Source organism: Blautia fusiformis, assembly GCF_020686995.1.
GTDB lineage: Bacteria > Bacillota > Clostridia > Lachnospirales > Lachnospiraceae > Blautia_A > Blautia_A fusiformis.
On the sequence record NZ_JAJEPT010000001.1, the window covers coordinates 215,002 to 235,425 of the forward strand.

At 46.4% G+C, this 20,424-nt stretch carries 16 protein-coding genes; 11 read left to right on the top strand and 5 right to left on the bottom strand.

From position 1 onward, the window contains the following. Positions 1 to 183 precede the first annotated feature (183 nt). Complete coding sequence (gene pepT, locus LKD46_RS01135) at positions 184 to 1,410, bottom strand: peptidase T (RefSeq protein ID WP_092069665.1); 1,227 nt, start codon at positions 1,408 to 1,410, stop codon at positions 184 to 186. Between the two features lie 188 nt (positions 1,411 to 1,598). On the opposite strand from pepT, the gene uraA reads away from it, so the two are divergent. From uraA to xerD, 6 genes are all read left to right on the top strand, one after another. Next, complete coding sequence (uraA, locus tag LKD46_RS01140; RefSeq protein WP_021650809.1) at positions 1,599 to 2,849, top strand: uracil permease; 1,251 nt, start codon at positions 1,599 to 1,601, stop codon at positions 2,847 to 2,849. A gap of 265 nt (positions 2,850 to 3,114) precedes the next feature. After that, positions 3,115 to 4,167 carry a recombinase RecA gene (gene recA, locus LKD46_RS01145; RefSeq protein ID WP_021650811.1) on the top strand — a complete coding sequence of 351 codons (1,053 nt, stop codon included), beginning with the start codon at positions 3,115 to 3,117 and terminating at the stop codon, positions 4,165 to 4,167. A gap of 3 nt (positions 4,168 to 4,170) precedes the next feature. Then, the gene (locus LKD46_RS01150) at positions 4,171 to 4,659 is read left to right on the top strand and encodes a regulatory protein RecX (RefSeq protein WP_021650812.1); all 489 of its coding nucleotides are present in this window, start codon (positions 4,171 to 4,173) and stop codon (positions 4,657 to 4,659) included. A gap of 293 nt (positions 4,660 to 4,952) precedes the next feature. Beyond that, positions 4,953 to 6,512 (top strand): ribonuclease Y, encoded by a 1,560-nt coding sequence (gene rny / locus LKD46_RS01155; RefSeq protein WP_021650814.1) that lies wholly within the window; start codon positions 4,953 to 4,955, stop codon positions 6,510 to 6,512. Between the two features lie 131 nt (positions 6,513 to 6,643). Next, entirely contained in the window at positions 6,644 to 7,252 is a 609-nt protein-coding gene (locus tag LKD46_RS01160) for a stage II sporulation protein M (protein WP_021650815.1), read from the top strand. Positions 7,253 to 7,431: 179 nt separating this feature from the next. Further along, positions 7,432 to 8,316 carry a site-specific tyrosine recombinase XerD gene (xerD, locus tag LKD46_RS01165; protein WP_015526990.1) on the top strand — a complete coding sequence of 295 codons (885 nt, stop codon included), beginning with the start codon at positions 7,432 to 7,434 and terminating at the stop codon, positions 8,314 to 8,316. Positions 8,317 to 8,455: 139 nt separating this feature from the next. On the opposite strand, the gene LKD46_RS01170 is transcribed toward xerD, so the two are convergent. Together LKD46_RS01170 and LKD46_RS01175 are read right to left on the bottom strand one after the other, a co-directional pair. Then, a complete protein-coding gene (locus tag LKD46_RS01170) occupies positions 8,456 to 9,487 on the bottom strand; it encodes a 3-deoxy-7-phosphoheptulonate synthase (protein ID WP_015526991.1) in 1,032 nt (343 codons plus the stop codon). Positions 9,488 to 9,529: 42 nt separating this feature from the next. Next, positions 9,530 to 10,864, bottom strand: coding sequence for a polysaccharide biosynthesis protein (locus LKD46_RS01175; RefSeq protein WP_118368453.1), 1,335 nt, complete (start codon positions 10,862 to 10,864; stop codon positions 9,530 to 9,532). 122 nt (positions 10,865 to 10,986) lie between these two features. Between LKD46_RS01175 and LKD46_RS01180 the strand changes: the two genes are divergently transcribed. The 4 genes from LKD46_RS01180 to LKD46_RS01195 all read left to right on the top strand — a co-directional run bounded on the left by LKD46_RS01180 (position 10,987) and on the right by LKD46_RS01195 (position 15,751). Further along, entirely contained in the window at positions 10,987 to 11,415 is a 429-nt protein-coding gene (locus LKD46_RS01180; protein WP_015526993.1) for an RrF2 family transcriptional regulator, read from the top strand. Positions 11,416 to 11,440: 25 nt separating this feature from the next. After that, positions 11,441 to 12,628: a cysteine desulfurase NifS gene (gene nifS / locus LKD46_RS01185; RefSeq protein WP_021650819.1), complete on the top strand. Its 1,188-nt coding sequence runs from the start codon at positions 11,441 to 11,443 to the stop codon at positions 12,626 to 12,628. Positions 12,629 to 12,656: 28 nt separating this feature from the next. Further along, positions 12,657 to 13,103: a Fe-S cluster assembly scaffold protein NifU gene (gene nifU / locus LKD46_RS01190; protein WP_015526995.1), complete on the top strand. Its 447-nt coding sequence runs from the start codon at positions 12,657 to 12,659 to the stop codon at positions 13,101 to 13,103. Positions 13,104 to 13,192: 89 nt separating this feature from the next. Beyond that, entirely contained in the window at positions 13,193 to 15,751 is a 2,559-nt protein-coding gene (locus LKD46_RS01195; RefSeq protein ID WP_118368454.1) for an HAD-IC family P-type ATPase, read from the top strand. 143 nt (positions 15,752 to 15,894) lie between these two features. Here LKD46_RS01195 and LKD46_RS01200 read toward each other — a convergent pair whose 3' ends face one another. Both LKD46_RS01200 and LKD46_RS01205 read right to left on the bottom strand, forming a co-directional pair. Then, positions 15,895 to 18,039, bottom strand: a complete 2,145-nt coding sequence (locus LKD46_RS01200) for an alpha-amylase family glycosyl hydrolase (RefSeq protein ID WP_227573678.1) — start codon at positions 18,037 to 18,039, stop codon at positions 15,895 to 15,897. Positions 18,040 to 18,114: 75 nt separating this feature from the next. Next, complete coding sequence (locus LKD46_RS01205; protein WP_092069585.1) at positions 18,115 to 18,933, bottom strand: histidinol-phosphatase HisJ family protein; 819 nt, start codon at positions 18,931 to 18,933, stop codon at positions 18,115 to 18,117. A 305-nt stretch (positions 18,934 to 19,238) separates the two neighbouring features. Between LKD46_RS01205 and gap the strand changes: the two genes are divergently transcribed. Beyond that, positions 19,239 to 20,258 (top strand): type I glyceraldehyde-3-phosphate dehydrogenase, encoded by a 1,020-nt coding sequence (gene gap / locus LKD46_RS01210; protein ID WP_021652276.1) that lies wholly within the window; start codon positions 19,239 to 19,241, stop codon positions 20,256 to 20,258. The last annotated feature ends 166 nt before the right edge of the window (positions 20,259 to 20,424 follow it).

Here is a 20,424-nt window from a genome sequence, read left to right on the forward strand (position 1 = left end):
TCTGTAAGTCCGATCAGTAAACGGCAATACAGTTATTCGGTGCAGAACTCAAAGTGAACACAGCTAGCACAGGAAAAAATACTCACAGATTTGTTCCGGCAGATTTCCAGCCGGAGGATCTGTGAGTATTTTTTCATTATATCAGATTTCAGGGAATGCAGACTTTCGAAGAAAAGTTTCTTTTCAGTCTTTTCTCTGTGAAAATAGTCTTATGATCTCCAGAGTAACGTTCACAGCGGCATCCATTCCTTCTGCTGTAATGTGCTCATAAGGCCCGTGATAGGCATGTCCGCCGGTTCCGAGATTCGGGCAGGGCAGTCCCATAAAGCTTAACTGTGCACCGTCTGTGCCGCCGCGGATAGGCAGGATCAGCGGTGTAACACCGCAACTGTGGCAGGCTTCTTCTGCCAGAGATATCAGCCATGGGCAGGTATCGATGATCTCTTTCATATTGCGATACTGCTGGGTGATGGTAAGAGTTACGGTACCTTCCCCCCATTTTTCATTGAGGATCTCCGTGATATGTGTGAGCGTTTTCTGACGGATCTCAAAAGAAGCGGCATCGTGATCCCGGACAATATACTGAAGCTCAGCCTGGGAAACATCTCCCTTCATGGAGCACAGATGGAAAAATCCTTCGTAATCATCTGTATTCCTGGGAGTATCTGCCGCCGGAAGCATGGAGTTAAATTCCATGGCAACGAGGGCTGCGTTGATCATGGTATTTTTGGAAGAACCGGGATGTACATTAACGCCCTGGAAGGTTACTTTTGCACTGCAGGCGTTAAAGTTTTCGTACTGGATCTCGCCTTCCGTATCACCGTCTAGGGTATATGCATAATCCGCACCGAATTTTTTTACATCAAAGTGTGCCGGTCCCATGCCGATCTCTTCATCCGGAGTAAAAGCAACGCAGAGAGGTCCGTGAGGTATTTTTTCCGTAAGGATATGCTCCAGCGCAGTGAGGATCTCTGCAATGCCGGCCTTGTCGTCTGCGCCTAGGATCGTGGTTCCGTCTGAGGTGATCAGGGTACGCCCGGCAAGTGAAGCAAGATGGGGGAACATTTCCGGGGAAAGAGTTCTGCCGCTTGTGCCGAGAGGAAGCTCTTTTCCATCGTAATCTTCTGTGACCACCGGTGTGACTGCATGGTCGCAGAAATCGGAAACCGTATCCATATGAGCGATAAAGCCCAGTGCTTTGCAGTGCTCCAGACCTTCTGTAGCAGGAAGATGTGCATAAACGTAACAGTGTTCATCCAGAGACACATCAGAGATCCCAAGGCCTTTCAGTTCCTCCACAAGAAGCCGGGCCAGGTCAAACTGGCACTGGGAAGAGGGGGAAGAAGAGCTTTCTTCATTGCTGGGTGTGGATATTTTTACATAGGATAGAAGTCGTTGGTATGCTTTCATAGAAGAATATTCCTTTCTGAAAAATTCCTTCCGGAACAGACGGCAGCTGTATTTATGGAATCCGCCTGTTTTTACGGAGATAATAACAGTATAACACACAATACCTGCATATTTATGTAAAAAATCTCCCACGATGTGAAAACCTGTGCTATAATCTGTGAGATAATAAAAAACAGGAGGATTTGAGAGTGGAAAAAAGAATCATACAGGTCGAAGAAAAAGTACCTGCAAAGATGCTGATACCGTTAAGTATCCAGCATATGTTCGCCATGTTCGGAGCATCCGTACTGGTGCCATTCCTTTTTGGTATCAGTCCGGCTATTGTGCTTCTGATGAATGGTGTGGGAACACTCCTTTTTATTTTCATCACAAAAGGAAAGGCACCGGCTTATTTGGGCTCCAGTTTTGCCTTCCTTTCACCGGCTCTTCTGGTGATCAGCAAGTATGGATATGAGTATGCCCTTGGTGGTTTCGTTGTTCTGGGTATTGCTGGTATGTGCGTGGCATTGATCGTCCGCCAGTGCGGAACAGACTGGATCGATATCGTGCTTCCTACAGCGGCAATGGGACCGGTAGTGGCACTGATCGGTCTGGAACTTGCGGGAAATGCAGCAAGTACGGCAGGACTTCTGGACGAGAAGGTAGATCCGAAGAATGTGATCGTATTTCTGGTCACACTTGGAGTTGCGGTATTCGGGCAGATCCTGTTCCGGGGCTTCCTTTCTGTGATTCCGATCCTGATCGCGATCATTGCGGGATATGTGGCAGCAGGTGCATGCGGGCTTCTGGATTTTACACAGGTAAGGGAAGCGGCATTTTTGGCTCTTCCCAACTTTACATCTCCGAAATTTAATTTTGAGGCCATTATGACGATCTTTCCGGCATTGCTTCTGGTAACCTCCGAGCATATCGGCCATCAGATCGTAACCGGAAAGATTGTTGGAAGAAATCTTCTGAAAGATCCGGGTCTCCACAGATCCCTGTTTGCAGATTTCTTTTCTACCACAGTTTCCGGATGCCTTGGTTCTGTGCCGACAACTACTTACGGTGAGAACATCGGTGTCATGGCAGTGACAAAGGTTTACAGTGTACAGGTGATTGGTGGTGCGGCAGTGCTTTCTATCTGCTGTTCCTTCCTTGGTAAACTGGCAGCCCTGATCAGTACCATTCCAGGTCCGGTGATCGGTGGGATTTCCTTCCTTCTTTACGGAATGATCGGAACCTCCGGCCTTCGTATGCTGGTTGACAATCACGTGGATTACAGCAAGTCCAGAAATCTGACGCTGACAAGCGTTGTCTTTGTTGTAGGTCTTTCCGGAATTGCCCTGAAGCTTGGAAATGTTGAGCTTACCGGTATGGTGCTGGCATGTGTGGTTGCCATGGCATTAAGCCTTGTATTCTATATTCTGGACAAACTGAAGCTGACCAACGATCAGTGACAGGAAATATATTGCATAAAAAGCAGATGAAGAGGGAAATCTTTTTATCTGCTTTTTTTGCATTCAGAGAGGAAAAAGAAATCATGTATGGGAAGCCTTTTGTCGGATTTTCAGAGATCTTGTCAACAAAAAAACAGAGGGATTTTCAAGTATCTTATTGACAATCATTCCGTTTTATAATACTATGTAATACAGAAAACACGAACAAAGGTTCGGATTAAAGGAAACCTGATTAGAAAGAGAATAAAGAATAGGAGATTACATAATGATCAGTGAAGAGAAGCAGAAGGCGCTGGAAGCGGCTCTTGGAAATATTGAGAAACAGTTCGGTAAAGGCTCTGTCATGAAGCTTGGAGATTCCAGTTCCCATATGCAGGTGGAGGCAGTTCCCACAGGATGCTTAAGTCTGGATATCGCCCTTGGTGTAGGTGGTGTTCCCAAGGGACGTATCGTGGAGATTTACGGACCGGAGTCCAGTGGTAAGACAACGGTAGCTTTACATATGGTCGCTGAAGTGCAGAAGAGAGGCGGAATCGCAGGATTTATCGATGCGGAGCATGCTCTTGATCCTGTTTATGCCAAGAGTATAGGTGTTGATATCGACAACCTTTATATTTCACAGCCGGATAACGGAGAGCAGGCGCTGGAGATCACAGAGACTATGGTACGTTCCGGTGCTGTGGATATCGTGATCGTGGACTCTGTTGCAGCCCTGGTCCCCAAGGCTGAGATCGAAGGAGATATGGGAGACAGCCATGTAGGTCTGCAGGCCCGTCTGATGTCACAGGCACTCCGTAAACTGACGGCTGTTATCAGCAAGTCTAACTGCGTGGTGATCTTTATCAACCAGCTTCGTGAGAAGGTTGGAGTGATGTTTGGTAATCCGGAAACTACAACCGGTGGACGTGCGCTGAAATTCTATGCATCTGTCCGTATGGATGTACGCCGTGTGGAAACATTGAAGCAGGGTGGTGAGATGGTTGGAAACCACACCCGTGTGAAAGTAGTTAAGAACAAGGTGGCTCCGCCATTTAAGCAGGCAGAGTTTGATATCATGTTCGGAACCGGTATTTCCAGAGAGGGAGATATCCTGGATCTGGCTGCAGAATGCTCCATCGTAAACAAGAGCGGAGCCTGGTATGCATATGAAGGGGATAAGATCGGACAGGGACGTGAGAATGCCAAATTATTCCTGAGAGAGCATCCGGAGATCCGCGATGAGATCGAGAAGAAGGTTCGTGTACATTATCATCTGGATCCGGCAGATGAGACAGCAGAAGCAGTAGTACAGGCAGAAGATACAGAGAAGGAAGAGTAATCCATGCTGGATCTGGAAGAACGAAACCGTGCAAGAAAGAAAGCCATGCGGCTTCTGGAACATATGGACCGCACAGAGAAAGGCCTGACGGATAAACTCCGTCAGGCTGAATTTTCACCGGAGGCAGTAGAAGATGCCATTGCTTATGTGAAGTCCTATGGGTATATCAACGATGCCCGTTATGCCAGAACCTATATCTCCTTCCGCATGGAATCCAGAAGTCGTCAGAAGATCTTCTCGGAACTTCAGTTAAAGGGTGTGGACCGTCAGACTGCCCTGGATGCCTGGAATGAGATGGAAGAGCTTCTGGAACCGGACGAGCGGGAGGTATTACGCAGGACGATCGAGAAGAAATATGCGCCGGACACAGAGCTTGATGAAGGACAGATGCGAAGGCTGTATGGATATCTGGCCAGACGAGCGTTCCGGTATGAGGATATTTCCCATACCCTGGAAGAAATGAACATCCGGGTGAACCGTGATATGGAATAACTCGTTACTGTTCACTGGTAATGTCCCGCGAGGTGTTTTTTGTGAGCGAAGGTCACAGAAAACCCGAGACATACCGCGCGAATTTATGCGATCAGCATAAATTCTGTGCATCGCGAAGCGTGTTACTGAGAACGGAGTGAACAGTAACAATAACTCTGCGGAGAAAAAGAGCCAGTTTATATGTGCTAACCAAAATCTGCTTTTTCATGAGAAAAACTTGACATAAATGTGAAAAACAGCTAAACTTGTATTGTTGTATTTGTACAATGAAAACTAAATAAGGAGGTGCTCCTGTGGCAGGCACAATTATCGGTGTTATTGTCGCTGTGGTAGTCACGCTACTTATTGCAGTTCCTGTTACTTGCAAGGTTGCTGTTGACAAGAAAGTACGCAAGGATGCGGAAATCATAGGTACAGCAGAGGATAAGGCAAGGAATATTCTTGATGAAGCATTGAAAGCAGCAGAGACCAAGAAACGCGAAACTTTACTTGAAGTAAAGGAAGAATCTCTGCGAACTAAAAATGAACTGGAAAGGGAAACCAAGGAACGGAGAAACGAGCTGCAGAGATACGAGAAGCGAGTTTTGTCAAAAGAGGAATCTGTTGACAAAAAAGCCAATGCAGTGGAGAAGCGTGAGCTGGAATGTACAGCGAAATTTAACGAGTTACAAGAAAAAGAAAAACGAGTAAATGAACTTGAGGAAAAAGGAGTACAGGAACTGGAACGAGTTTCAGGTCTTACCTCCGAACAGGCAAAAGAAGAATTACTGAAATCTGTAGAAGATGACGTAAAGGTGGATGTTGCAAGACTCTATAAAGAGCTTGAGAACAGAGCCAAGGAAGATGCCAATAAGAAAGCCAGGGAATATGTAGTCAATGCCATTCAGAAATGTGCAGTGGATCATGTTTCCGAGACAACGATTTCTGTGGTACAGCTTCCAAGTGATGAAATGAAGGGAAGGATCATCGGTCGTGAAGGCCGTAACATCCGTACACTTGAGACACTTACCGGTGTGGATCTGATCATTGATGATACACCGGAGGCAGTGGTACTCTCCGCATTTGATCCGATCAGGAGAGAGATCGCCAGAGTGGCTCTTGAGAAACTGATCGTGGATGGACGTATCCATCCGGCAAGAATTGAAGAGATGGTAGAGAAAGCCCAGAAAGAAGTGGAAGCACAGATCCGGGAAGACGGTGAGAATGCTGCCATGGATGTAGGGGTACATGGAATCCATCCGGAACTTCTGAAGCTTCTTGGACGTATGAAATTCCGTTCAAGCTATGGACAGAATGCTCTGAGACATTCAATTGAGGTTGCACAGCTTTCCGGACTTCTTGCAGGAGAAGTTGGTGTGGATGTGCGTATGGCCAAGCGTGCCGGACTTCTTCATGACATTGGTAAATCCATTGACCATGAGGTAGAAGGTTCTCATATTCAGATCGGTGTGGATCTTTGCAAGAAATACAAGGAGTCCCCGATCGTTATCAACACGGTTGCGTCTCATCATGGTGATGTGGAGCCGGAATCTCTGATCGCGTGTATTGTACAGGCTGCTGATGCAATTTCCGCAGCAAGACCTGGAGCAAGACGTGAGACCCTGGAAACCTATACCAATCGTCTGAAACAGCTTGAGGATATCACCAATGAATTCAAGGGTGTAGAGAAGTCTTTTGCTATTCAGGCAGGAAGAGAAATTCGTGTTATGGTCGTGCCGGATCATGTAAGTGATGCAGATATGGTTCTCCTTGCAAGAGATATTGCAAAGCAGATCGAGGCAGAGCTTGAGTATCCTGGACAGATCAAAGTTAATGTGATCCGTGAAAGCAGAGCGGTTGACTACGCAAAATAAGCTTTCAATGGAAGAAAGTTCTGGAAATACCAAAGGCCGGACAGCTTTTTAGCTGGCCGGCCTTTTTTTGTCATGTGGAAAAACGGTCATATTACTGGAAAAACAGGCGTAAACTGGTACAGGGTGAGTAAATGGAGAGTAAGACAGAGAACCGGAAGTGGAAAAATGCCGGACGTTTTCCGGCGGAGCTTCTTTTTATGACCGGAGTTTTTGCGGGAAATGTGTTGCCGAATCTGATCTGGAAAATGGAGTGGAAACAGAAAACCCTGGCTTCTTTTTATCTGATCCGCAGCTTTGCAGGAAAAGATATTTCCGGCGGAGCTTATTTCCTGGAAGTGCTGCGACGAAGAGGAGGTTTTTTTCTTCTGTTGTTTTTATGCGGATTTACAATATTCGGAGTGCCTTTGACGGTCGCATATATGCTGTTTTTGGGAATGGAGACAGGAATGATTCTGGCATTATCGGTTCTGGAATTTGGTATTTATGGCGGTGTGGCCGGCGCCGGACTTCTGATGCCGCAGTATCTGGTCTATATTCCGGCGTATTTTTATCTTGCAGGTATCGTATACAGACAATCGTATGGGATCTGGAAAAATTATGGACTTGTGCCGCAGAAAACAGGGGCTTATTTTCGGCAGGGGATCACAGTTTTTCTGCTGTATACAGGAGGAATCCTCGCAGAAAGTTTTCTGAATCCTTGGATCGTAGAAAAAGTTATAAAGGGCCTGAAATTTTTTTGAGGAAAATTTCCACAATATCTAGTGATGGTTTCCATAAAATCTGCGATATTTGGTGGTTTGTGCCGGAAAGTGTTGAAATTGTGCGGTTTTACGATGAAAAACTGTTTGATTTTATGTAAAATTCACAGTATAATTCAGTCATAAACGAGTATGATTTTAGAGAAACGGGATGCAGAGAAATGGACATAGAGATACGGGAATTTATTACATATTTACATAATAGAAAAAGGACGTCACATAATACAGAAGTATCTTACCAGAGAGACCTGAAGAAGATGGCAGTGTATTTTGCAGATCGTGGGATCTATGATATCCGAGATGTAGGAGAACTGGAGCTGGAAGGCTATCTCAGCTATATGGAGAGAGGACAGTTCGCTTCCTCAACGATCTCCAGAAATGTAGCATCTATCCGTGCCTTGTTTCAGTATCTTTATCAGGAGAACAGGATCGAGAGGGATCCGTCTCTGGAACTGAAGCCGCCCAAGGTTGAAAAGCGGATGCCGGAGATCCTTACTGTGGATGAGGTGGACCGCCTTTTGAAACAGCCGGATCTGAATACACCGAAGGGAATCCGGGACAGTGCCATGCTGGAGCTTTTGTATGCTACAGGAATGCGTGTCAGTGAACTTTTGCGGCTGAATCTGGAGGATCTCAATCTGCGGCTTGGTTATGTAGTCTGTCACGATGAGGATAAGGAACGGGTGATCCCGATAGGAAATGTATGCAAAACAGCCATGGAGAAATATCTGAAGGAAGCCCGTGGAAAATTTGTGAAAGAAAATGAGACGGAGAGTCTTTTTACCAACTGTTCAGGAAAATCCATGAGCAGACAGGGATTCTGGAAGGTTCTGAAGGGATATGCAGAGGAAGCCGGGATCCAGCATGATATCACGCCGCATACACTGAGACATTCTTTTGCCGCACATATGCTGCAGAATGGAGCGGACGTGAAGAGTGTGCAGGAAATGCTTGGACATTCGGATATTTCCACCACACAGGTCTATCTGAATTTTGGCGTTGCGAAAATGCGAGACGTATATATGAAAGCACATCCGAGGCATTGATCTGTAAGAAATAATATAAAAAACGCGTTCAAAAAAGAACCGGCAGCTTCCAAAATGGAAGAATGCCGGTTCTTTTTTTGAACATAAAGTGTAAAAGGATCACAAATATCCGTTTCCTGAACTGCAGATCAGACAGATCTTAGCAATTTTCAGCAATCGTGTAAAGCAGCTTCTCAGACTCATCCCAACCAAGGCAGGCATCTGTGATGGATTTTCCGTAGATGTGATCTCCACCGATCTTCTGGTTGCCTGGCTCGATATAGCTCTCGATCATGAGACCTTTTACCATGGAGTGAAGCTCAGGATCTACCTGACGGCTGTGAAGAACCTCACTTGCGATACGAACCTGCTGCTCGTAATGCTTGTTGGAGTTGGAGTGGTTGGTATCCACGATCACTGCCGGGTTGGCAAGGTTCTTTGCATGGTATTTGTCATAGAGAAGACGAAGATCCTCGTAATGGTAGTTCGGGATCGCTTCCCCATGCTTGTTTACCGCACCGCGAAGGATTGCGTGAGAGAGTGGGTTGCCGGTGGTCTCAACCTCCCAGCTTCTGTAAATAAAACGATGAGCGCCCTGTGCTGCAACAATGGAGTTCAGCATAACGCTGTAGTCACCACTGGTAGGATTCTTCATACCAGCCGGAACATCCATGCCGCTGACAGTCAGTCTGTGCTGCTGATCTTCAACAGAACGTGCGCCTACAGCAACGTAGGAAAGCAGATCAGAGAGATAACGGTAGTTCTCCGGGTAAAGCATCTCATCTGCACAGGTGAAGCCACTTTCGCGGATAGCACGCATGTGCATCTTGCGGATCGCGATCAGCCCGGCAAGAAGGTTCGGTTTTTTCTCAGGATCCGGCTGATGGACCATTCCCTTGTATCCTTCACCGGTCGTACGTGGTTTGTTTGTGTAAACACGCGGGATGATAAGGACTTTATCCTCGATCTTTTCCTGAACTTTGCGAAGTCTTAAAAGATAATCGCATACGGCATCTTCGTTATCTGCAGAACATGGTCCGATGATAGCGAGGAATTTATCGGATTTTCCGGTGAAAACGTCGCGAATCTCAGCATCGCGTTTCTCCTTGAGCGCCTGAAGTTCAGCATCGAGCGGATACTGATTGCGGATTTCCTCAGGAGTTGGCAGTTTTTTTATGAATTCAAAACTCATAGTACTTTATTCCTCCATAACTATAGACATTTCAATTATTTATTATAAACGATTATTGGCCGATTGTCGATAGGGAAATTTTAGCGCTTTCACGTGTAGAAGAGTAAGCAGCAGCTCACCCAGAAAAATTCCGTAAAAATAGCCTCGGATCCCTGTTGCCGGAATTATAAAAACAACGGAGAAAATACGGATGAGAATGCCGGCAATACTGTGGATCAGACAGAGCCCCGGTTTTCCAAGTCCCTGCAGGATGCTGGTGAGCATGGTGTTTGTATAAAGAAAAGGACAGATAAAAGACAGATACCGTATGTAGGTTCCGGCAGTCTGGCTGTGAAAAAGCAATGTTCCGAGGAATGGGCCAAAAAGAAAGAATCCGCTTCCGCATAGAAATCCCAGGAACATGCACAGAAAAAAGGTCTGGTCAGTGACACGGCGGATCTGCTGCTGCTCTCCCAGTGCATCAAGCTGTGCGATGGAAGGCATCAGCATCACAGCGGCGGAAGAGGTAAGTGTGGAAGGAAACAGGAGCAGGGGCAGTGCCATTCCTGTAAAGATCCCATAGATCTTCAGTGAGTCTGAGGCTGTCATGCCGGAACGCAGAAGCATCTGTGGGATCAGGACCGCTTCTATGCTGCCGAGAAGTGTCAGAAGGATCCTGTTCAGGGAAATGGGAAAAGACAGTGTGAAAAGGTCCTTTATCAGCGGAAAGATCCTGACGGGAGTCTTTTCGTGTACAGGGTGATTTCCGAAATGAAAGGAAACTACCAGCAGCGACACCAGCGAAGCGGCAGTCTCTCCGGCAAGGGAACCTCCCGCTGCGATCAATGCAGTGATCGGACGTCCTTCGGAAAGAAAGATCAGATACAGGATATAGGTAGTGCCGATCCGTGCAGACTGCTCCGAAAGCTGCACGGCTGCCGGAACAGAGGCTTTTTTCCGGGCATAATAATAGCTGTCAATGCAGGAATGAATGGCACAGAGAGGAATACTGACAGCTGTTATGCGAAGAAGACCGGCAGTCTGCGGTGTTTTCAGAATTGCGGAAGCAAAAAAATATGCGTGCTGAAAAAGCAGAAAACCGGCTGCAGCAGAAAAAAAGACAGCCATAAGTGTTCCTGTGACCAGCGAAAAACGTGCCTCCTTTTTCTCCTGAAGGGCAAGTCTGGACGCGATCAGGCGTGAAAGGGCAGACTGGATCCCTGTATAGGATAAAGCGGCCATAAGTCCCTGGAGAGGAAGAACCAGCTGATACAAACCAAGACCTTCCGCACCAATGGCATGGGAGAGGAATATTCTATAAAAGAAACCTGCGATACGGCTGATAAGGCCTGTGCAGGCAAGAATCAGGGTTCCTTTGAGAAATATTTTTTTTGACATGGATAACCTTGAGTCTTTTTTGTCAGTATATGAAGAAGTTAGTCTTGACAGAACCATATGTTTCTGATAGAGTAAACATGAAATCCGAGGAAAACACTGGGAATTGAAAAAGAGGTGAGCGGATGAAACTGTCAACAAGAGCAAAATACGGACTTAAGGCTTTGATAGACCTTGGTCTTTACAGTGAAAAAGAAGCGGTCTCGCTTCAGAGTATTGCGGGCCGTCAGAATATATCAGTCAGCTATCTGGAGCAGCTGATGGCACTTTTGAAGAAAGCGGGCCTTGTGAAGAGTGTCCGCGGTGCAGCCGGAGGATATTTCCTTGGAAGACCGGCAGAAGAGATTTCAGTGGGAGATATCCTTCGTGTCCTGGAGGGTGGCCTGGAGGCTGCAACATGTCCGGGAACAGAAGGTGACGGTGGCTGCCAAGGTTCTGATCTCTGCGTGGCTAAATTAGTGTGGAAAAGGATCAACGACAGCATCACAGATGCAGTGGATACCCTGATGCTCAGTGAGCTGATCGAAGAAAGCCGGAGAATACACGAAAAATAATTATCCTGAACAGGAGGAAAAGAAAATGGGAAAAATGATATATCTGGACAATGCGGCTACCACAAAGACCGCACCGGAAGTTGTGGAGGCTATGCTGCCGTATTTTACAGAGTTTTATGGAAATGCTTCAACCGTTTATGATTTTGCGGCAAACAGCAAGGCTGCCATCGCAAAGGCAAGACAGCAGATCGCAGATGTGATCGGAGCCAAAAAAGAGGAGATCTATTTTACTGCAGGTGGTTCCGAGTCTGATAACTGGGCTCTGAAAGCGACCTTTGAGGCATATAAAAATAAAGGAAACCATATCATCACAACAAAGATCGAGCATCATGCCATCCTTCATACCTGCGAGTACCTTGAAAAAGAGCGTGGTGCCAAGGTCACATACCTGGATGTAGATGAGAATGGTTTCATTGACCTGGATGAGCTTCAGAAAGCCATCACACCGGAGACCATCCTGATCTCTGTTATGGCTGCAAACAATGAGATTGGTACTCTTGAGCCGCTGAAAGAGATCGGACAGATCGCACATGAGCATGGAATCCTGTTCCATACAGATGCTGTTCAGGCATTCGGCCAGATCCCGATCAATGTAGATGAGTTCAATATCGATATGCTCAGCTCCAGCGGACATAAGATCAACGGACCGAAGGGAATCGGCTTCCTCTATATCCGTAAGGGCGTTAAGATCCGCTCCTTCGTACATGGCGGAGCACAGGAGAGAAAACGTCGTGCAGGCACAGAGAACGTTCCTGGTATCGTAGGATACGGTCTTGCAGCAGAGCGTGCAAACAAGTCCATGAAAGAGCGTACTGCAAAAGAAATCGAGATCAGAGATCATATGATCAGCAGGATCCTCACAGAGATCCCGTACGTACGTCTCAATGGAGATAAAGTAAAACGTCTTCCGAACAACGTAAATGTAAGCATCCAGTTCATCGAGGGAGAGTCACTTCTTCTGATGCTTGATAATTTCGGAATCTGTGCATCCAGCGGTTCCGCATGTACATCCGGTTCTCTGGATCCGTCACACGTTCTGTTAGCTATCGGTCTTCCTCATGAGATCGCACACGGATCTCTCCGTATGACCTTAAGCGAGGAGACGACAATGGAGGATGTTGATTTTGTAGTAGATAAGCTGAAAGATATTACTGCAAACTTAAGAAGCATGTCTCCATTATATGAAGATTTTATTAAAAAGCAGAAAAAATAATAAAAATACTTGCCAGGAGGAAAAAATAATGTATAGTGAAAAAGTAATGGATCATTTTCAGCATCCACGTAATGTCGGTGAGATCGAGAACGCAAGCGGCGTGGGTACTGTAGGAAATGCAAAATGCGGTGATATTATGAGAATATTCCTTGATATCGATGACGAAACTCATATTATCAAAGACTGCAAATTTAAAACATTTGGATGCGGTGCAGCAGTTGCAACAAGCAGCATGGCAACAGAACTTGTAATGGGCAAGACCATTGAGGAAGCTATGGAAGTAACCAACAAGGCCGTTATGGAGGCTCTGGACGGACTTCCGCCGGTAAAGATCCACTGTTCCCTGCTTGCTGAGGAAGCAATTCATGCAGCTCTCTGGGATTATGCAGAGAAACATCACATTAAGATCGAGGGTCTTTCCAAACCGAAGTCTGATATCCACGAGGGTGAAGAGGATACAGAAGAGGAGTATTGATCCCTTTTATTTACGATCATAACCGGGGCATGAGCAAGCTTCAGTCGAACAGAACCGTAAGCCATTGAAAGGACAGGTAAGTAAGAAGCATGACAGGACTTACGAACGAAGAAGTTCAGGAAAGAATTGCGCAGGGCCAGGTAAATAATAACGAAAACCCCAACACCAGGACATATAAGCAGATCATTCTGGAGAATACGTTGACATTCTTCAATTTTCTGAACCTGGTGCTGCTGGTTCTCGTACTGCTGGTTGGTTCCTACAAAAACTCCATGTTTGTAGGAATCATTTTTATTAATACCGTGATCGGGATCATTCAGGAGGTCCGTGCCAAGAAGACGATTGACAAGCTGGCCATCCTGACAGAATCCAAGACGGTTGTTCTGCGTGAAGGAAAAAAATGGAAAATTTCTACAGAGAAGCTGGTTGTCGATGATCTGATATTCCTGAAGGCCGGAGAACAGGTTCCGGCAGATGCGAAGATCCTGGAGGGAAGCCTTGAGGTCAATGAATCCCTGCTTACCGGTGAGGCAGACAATCTTCCGAAGAATCCTGGAGATGAGCTTTTTTCCGGAAGCTTTGTGACGGCGGGACAGGCCTGTTGCCAGATCATCCATGTGGGAAGTGACAACTATGCGTCAAGGATCACCAGCGAGGCCAAGGAATTCAAACGCCATAATTCAGAGCTTAGAAATTCCCTGAATGCCATTCTGAAGGTGATCAGTATCATTATCGTACCAATGGGTGCGATGCTTTTTTATAAACAGTATTATTTTGTGGGAGACAATATCCGGGATTCTGTTGTCAATATGGTTGCAGCGGTCCTGGGAATGATTCCGGAGGGACTGGTCCTTCTTACCAGTGTGGCACTGACTCTGGGTGCGCTGAAGCTGGCCCAGAAGAAGACGCTGGTGCAGGAGCTGTACTGTATAGAAACTCTTGCACGCGTGGATACGCTCTGCCTGGATAAGACAGGAACTATCACAGAGGGTACCATGTGTGTGGAGGCGGTGGAGAGCTATCCGCCGGTGTATGATGAGATTTCAGAGAAAATATCCGGGAAAGATCCTGAATTCGGCGAAGGTGACGGCAATAGAACTGAGAGTTCTGCGACTTCTGCAGTTTCAGCAACAGATGCGATCGCAAAGGAGGATGGAAGCGCGAATCTCGTATTACAGGAAAAGTCAGAAGCTGACCCGGAGAAACATAGTCAGGAAGATCCGGAGAAGATCCGGGAGATCGAGCATATCATGGGAAATCTGCTTTCTGTGCTGAAGGATCAGAATGCCACTGCCGATGCACTCAGGGCAAGATTTAAAGTATCTCAGGATATGGAGCTGGATCATGTGATCCCGTTTTCTTCTGACAGGAAGTACAGCGGAGCTGCATTTACAGATACAGGTACTTATCTGATGGGGGCAGCGCAGTTTCTTTTTCCGGAAGGGAACCCGGAGCTGATGGAGTATTGTGGCAGATTTGCAGAGGAAGGTCTTCGTGTGCTGGTTCTTGCCCATAGTGTAAATGTGAGTGAGGGAGCGGAGCTTCCGGAGGGACTGGAACCTGTCGGACTTTTGCTTATTACCGATGTGATCCGTGCAGAGGCACCGGATACGCTGGCATATTTTGAAAGCCAGGGTGTTGATCTGAAAGTGATCTCCGGTGATGATCCGGTGACAGTTTCTGCCATTGCCAGACGTGCAGGCCTTAAAAATGCAGAGCATTATATCGATGCAACAACGATCACAACACAGGAACAGATGGACGAGGCAGTTGCAGAATATAGTGTGTTCGGGCGTGTAACACCTCAGCAGAAGCAGGCAATGGTGAAGTCTTTACAGGCTCAGCAGCATACGGTTGCCATGACCGGTGATGGTGTCAATGATGTTCTGGCGCTTAAAGAGGCGGACTGCAGTATTGCCATGGCTGAGGGCAGTGATGCTGCCAAGAATATTGCCAATGTGGTATTGCTGGATTCTAATTTTGCAGCAATGCCGGAAATTGTGAATCAGGGACGCCGGGTTGTAAATAATATCCGTACTGCGGCATCTATGTTTTTGATCAAAACGATTTTTTCCGTGCTGCTGTCACTGATCACGATCTTCTTCGGGGATTCCTATCCCTTTGAGCCAATCCAGATGTCTCTGATCAGTGCCTGCGCTGTTGGTATTCCTACATTCCTTCTGGCACAGGAGAATAATTATGAGAAGATCGACCATACATTTTTGCGTCATGTATTTATGAATGCATTTCCGGCTGCTGTGACCATCACGGGCTGTGTGTTCAGTGTGATGCTGGTATGCCAGAATGTATACCATTCCAATGCTATGCTGAATACAGCCTGTGTGCTTGTAACAGGATGGAATTATATGGCGGCACTTAAGACAGTTTACGCACCTCTGAATAAGTATCGAAAGGTGATCATTTACAGTATGCAGGTGATCTTTTTCGGTGCGGCGGTGGTTCTGCAGAATCTTCTGACACTGGGATCGCTGGAATTCGGAATGATCATTCTGGTGTTCCTTCTGATGACATTTTCTCCGATCCTAATCGATGTGATCACGGCCTGGCTCAGAAATATTTACAGCCGTTCGCTGGATAGTGGGGAACAGGGGAAATTTGCTGCATTTATTGATAAGCTGAGAAAATAATAATATGAGAAATAAAAAAGGACACTGCCCGTTGAAAATGGCAGTGTCCTTTTTTTGCAAATAAACTGTGAAGCAGTTATCAAGTTATCCGGTGCAGAGCTGTGTAGAGAATGCAGATTGTGGATATCCGCCTGACAAAGCTATTATTTCGTGTGCATAAGCCAGATAAATCCGAAGGCCGGGATCTCTACAGCCTGTGCGCCTCTCTGAACTCCTGTGAGAAGATCTGTGTAGGTACCGTCCTGTTCGTTGATCCAGGCTACCTTATCCTGGTCGCTGAAGTTGTAGATGCAGATCAGCTTTTCTTCAGAAGTTTCTCTTACCAGGGCAAGGAGAGCTTTTTCCCAGGTTTCCAGTGTATGTGCAGAAACTTTAGGTGCAAATACCGGATGGCTGGCACGGATGGATTCCAGCTGCTCAAGGCTGTTGAAAATGCGTCCCTGGATCGTTTCGGCATCGGCTCTGTTCCGGGCAAGTGCCCAGTTGAAACGTCCGTTGTGGAGCCAGCGGGGATCAGCTGCTTTGGAAATGTCGGCTTTATAGGTGTAGTCATTCAGCTGTCCGACCTCGTCACCGCTTCGAAGTACCGGAATTCCGGGGAGGGAAAGAAGCAATGCATGAAGTGCTACGTCATAGCGGATTCCCCGGCTGACACCCTCCATATTTCCTTCATAATCAAAACGCTCGATTCCTGCAAGAGATGCGGTTGTTCCGCAGAGCTCCGATTCCTCGGTTTCCGGATTCACATAAATTTCACCCCGGGCAAAGGAATCAGGGAAAATACCTGCCAGGAATTCATTCAGATAATCTCTGTGAGGCCCTTCTGTGATAAAGCTTCCTTTCAGGAAATCATAGTCCAGATTCCAGCGTACCGTGTTGCGGTTACGGAGGTAATTCTGGAATACCGGTGCCTGCGGAAGGTCTGCAGCTCTGTCGATTCCCCGGCGGAGAAGGGCAGTGTCCTTTGTGGCAACGGTATGCCAGAGATCGGACATCAGCTGGGTGCTGTTTACAATGTGAAGTTCCGGCATATCGGAAGTTCCGCCGAATGCAGCAGCCTCTGCAGGTGGGCGGTCTGTTTCGCCAAGGAGAAGAATTCCGGGGCATACAATCTCACACACCATTCGGGTCATACGCAGCAGAGAGTGAAGCTTCCAGAGATTTTCTTCCGGCATCATCGGAAGGACACCAAGGCTGAATATAGAAGCACCTTCATTTGCAAGCTCCAGGATCTGAAGAAGCATTGCATTGAAATAAGCCGGAGTCTGGAGCACACATGGCGCACCGGACTGTGGGTCATCCACAGAAAGACTTAACGGGATCTCAAGAGCCAGGCGGATACCTGCTTTCCTACAGTTAGCTGCAAGTGTGTACAGATCTTCGGAGGTTCCGATCTCCGGGATAATGCGAAGAGAGCAGTTGGAGGTTGCCTGGAAAAGATCTGTCAGGTACAGAGTGTCTGCTTTGCATTCACTGATATAGTCCAGCTTATCGGACAGCCCGGAAAGAGTATCTGCGAAGTCAGCAGGATTTACAGCCATTCCGGTGAAAGTAGTCTTACGGAACCAGTCAGGATCTGCAGCGCAGTTCTGGTCGGCTTCCTTCATGGAAAGAGAACGCTCACGGTAGATTTCTTTCATCTTTTTTGTGAGGCTTGAGAATGTGCCGGTAACTTCCGGGTGATCGCGGAACAGCTCGCAGTAAAGCCATTTCAGATCATTGTAGTAGTGTTTCAGACGTTTCTCGTAGAGGGCATCGTAAGCTGTGTCCTCCTTGGAAGTTTCGACTTTCAGAGGCTCAATCTTGGAAGTAGTAACTTTTGCCGGCTCAGTCTTGGAAGTCTCGACCTTGATCGGTTCGGTCTTGGAAGTCTCAACCTTGATCGGCTCGGTCTTGGAAGTCTCAACCTTGATCGGCTCAGTCTTGGAAGTCTCGACCTTGATCGGTTCAGTCTTGGAAGTCTCGACCTTGATCGGTTCGGTCTTGGAAGTCTCAACCTTGATCGGCTCAGTCTTGGAAGTCTCGACCTTGATCGGTTCGGTCTTGGAAGTCTCGACCTTGATCGGCTCGGTCTTGGAAGTCTCGACTTTGATCGGTTCGGTTTTTGAGGTTTCGACTTTAAGCGTTTCCTTCTTTACGGTTTCAAGTTTTTTCACTTCGGCTTTAGCATTTTCAACAGATTTGGCAACACTGGAACTGGTGCCGGCAGCAGAGGTATTTTTTTTCAGCTGCTTTTCTTTTTTTGCCTGCATGGCAGCTTTCTTTTTCTGGAGTCTTTTTGTTGACATATAGAATTCCTCCTTAGATAAAATGATATTTTCGGTATAAAAATGTAAACTCTCTCACTGGAGAGAGAAACAGAGCTACAGCTTATGAAAAACAGGACGGCGGTTTTTAAATACAGCATAATAGGAAAAACCACATTCACGGAGAACATCAGCCGCCTTGTCAAAAGCATAGCCGATCTTATCCGGAGTATGGGCATCTGCACCGATGGTGATGATCTCACCGCCAAGCTCACGGTAACGTCGGATAATATTGACACATGGATTCGGTTCACCAAGCCCGTAGTGATAACCGCCTGTGTTCAGCTCGATTCCCACATTTTTGCGGATCAATGTCCGCAGGATCTCGTCCAGGATCTCCTTATATCTTCCATAAGAATACTGACGGTTCTGATTTGGACCATAACGTACTACATAGTCGATATGTCCGTACACATCCATCTCGTCAAAAGCAGCGATATTTTCCAGGATGGATTCAAAATATTCCATGTAGCATGCGGATTCCTTACGGCCCTCAAAATAAGAAGGATAATAAGGATCGTATCCGTGCACCACATGGGAGGAACCGATAACGAAATCAAAGGGAACTTCTTTCAGAAGATCGGAAAAAGATTCTGCAAGCTGAGGCTGAAGTCCAAGCTCGATCCCGAAGTTAACCTGGATCTGGTCTTTAAAAGCATCCGCAAGACTCTCAAGTTTCTGGCGGTATGCAGGGATATTCAGGAAAAAATCAAGATTTTCCGGAGTATCGGGATAATCCGGATCAAAATGTTCAGTAAAACAGATTCCCGTGAGACCCTGGTCTGCGGCAGTCTGGATCATTTCTTCCATCGGCGTATCGGAATCTGCGGAAAAAGAGGAGTGCATATGGCAGTCCCATAAAATTTTCTGGTCCATTTTGTACCTCCATATTCAAGCCTTTATATTCTGTGACAATGATCGTATCTGCCTGTTATGAATCCGGGAAAGTCAAACTCCCAGCGGGAATATAGATATCCGTTTTGGGAATCAGCAGGACAGAACTTTCTATCAGAGAATTATAGCACATTTTTCAGAAATTTTCTTAATATTTATTTTAATGTTCTTTTTTATAAATAGCTCTTGAATTTTTGTTTGGAATTAGGTACAATATGAAACAGGTTGATGTTTCTTTAACAAAGGAACGATTTAAATCACCATTCAATTCATAGGAGGAATTTATCATGGCAGTAAAAGTTGCAATTAATGGTTTTGGACGTATCGGTCGTCTTGCATTCCGTCAGATGTTTGGAGCAGAAGGATTTGAGATCGTAGCAATCAACGATCTTACATCTCCTAAGATGCTTGCTCACTTATTAAAATATGATTCTACACAGGGAAGATATGCTCTTGCTGATAAAGTAACAGCAGGCGAGGATTCCATCACAGTAGACGGAAAAGAGATCAAAATCTATGCTAAGGCTAACGCTGCAGAGCTTCCATGGGGAGAGATCGGTGTAGACGTAGTTCTTGAGTGCACAGGTTTCTACACATCCAAAGACAAAGCTCAGGCTCATATCGATGCAGGTGCTAAGCACGTAGTTATTTCCGCTCCGGCTGGAAACGACCTTAAGACAATCGTTTACAACGTAAACCATCAGGGTCTTACAAACGAGGACAAGATCATCTCCGCAGCTTCCTGTACAACAAACTGCCTTGCACCAATGGCTAAGGCTCTTAACGATCTTGCACCGATCAAATCCGGTATCATGTGCACAATCCACGCTTACACAGGCGATCAGATGACACTTGACGGACCGCAGAGAAAAGGCGATCTGAGAAGATCCCGTGCAGCTGCAGTTAACATCGTTCCGAACAGCACAGGTGCTGCTAAAGCTATCGGACTTGTTATCCCAGAGCTTAACGGCAAACTTATCGGTTCTGCACAGCGTGTACCTACCCCAACAGGTTCTACAACAATCCTTACAGCAGTAGTTGAAGGAAACGTTACTAAAGAGCAGATCAACGCAGCTATGAAAGCAGCTTCCAATGAGTCCTTCGGATACAACGAGGATGAGATCGTATCCAGCGATATCGTTGGTATGAGATTTGGTTCCCTCTTCGATGCTACTCAGACAATGGTACTTCCACTTGAGAATGGCACAACAGAGGTTCAGGTAGTTTCCTGGTATGACAACGAGAACTCCTACACAAGCCAGATGGTTCGTACAATCAAGCACTTCGGAAAACTTCTGAACGCTTAATTTTCTGCGAACGGGTGTAGAAGAATAGACTCAGAAAGGGTCCGGTCTGAAGAGGACCGGGCCCTTTTTTTCCAAAAGACCAAACAAAAAAATGTCTGAGGAATGACTGTTAACAGAGCGGACAACAATACCGCTCGCCCTTATTCATCTGCTTTTGCAGAAATAA

Coding starts and splice junctions, on each gene's coding strand:
- LKD46_RS01160 (WP_021650815.1), top strand. CDS start 6,644: ATGGAGAGTAAGACAGAGAACCGGAAGTGGAAAAATGCCGGACGTTTT.
- nifS (WP_021650819.1), top strand. CDS start 11,441: ATGGGAAAAATGATATATCTGGACAATGCGGCTACCACAAAGACCGCA.
- LKD46_RS01200 (WP_227573678.1), bottom strand. CDS start 18,039: ATGTCAACAAAAAGACTCCAGAAAAAGAAAGCTGCCATGCAGGCAAAA.
- pepT (WP_092069665.1), bottom strand. CDS start 1,410: ATGAAAGCATACCAACGACTTCTATCCTATGTAAAAATATCCACACCC.
- LKD46_RS01175 (WP_118368453.1), bottom strand. CDS start 10,864: ATGTCAAAAAAAATATTTCTCAAAGGAACCCTGATTCTTGCCTGCACA.
- xerD (WP_015526990.1), top strand. CDS start 7,432: ATGGACATAGAGATACGGGAATTTATTACATATTTACATAATAGAAAA.
- recA (WP_021650811.1), top strand. CDS start 3,115: ATGATCAGTGAAGAGAAGCAGAAGGCGCTGGAAGCGGCTCTTGGAAAT.
- LKD46_RS01180 (WP_015526993.1), top strand. CDS start 10,987: ATGAAACTGTCAACAAGAGCAAAATACGGACTTAAGGCTTTGATAGAC.
- LKD46_RS01195 (WP_118368454.1), top strand. CDS start 13,193: ATGACAGGACTTACGAACGAAGAAGTTCAGGAAAGAATTGCGCAGGGC.
- LKD46_RS01170 (WP_015526991.1), bottom strand. CDS start 9,487: ATGAGTTTTGAATTCATAAAAAAACTGCCAACTCCTGAGGAAATCCGC.
- gap (WP_021652276.1), top strand. CDS start 19,239: ATGGCAGTAAAAGTTGCAATTAATGGTTTTGGACGTATCGGTCGTCTT.
- LKD46_RS01150 (WP_021650812.1), top strand. CDS start 4,171: ATGCTGGATCTGGAAGAACGAAACCGTGCAAGAAAGAAAGCCATGCGG.
- nifU (WP_015526995.1), top strand. CDS start 12,657: ATGTATAGTGAAAAAGTAATGGATCATTTTCAGCATCCACGTAATGTC.
- LKD46_RS01205 (WP_092069585.1), bottom strand. CDS start 18,933: ATGGACCAGAAAATTTTATGGGACTGCCATATGCACTCCTCTTTTTCC.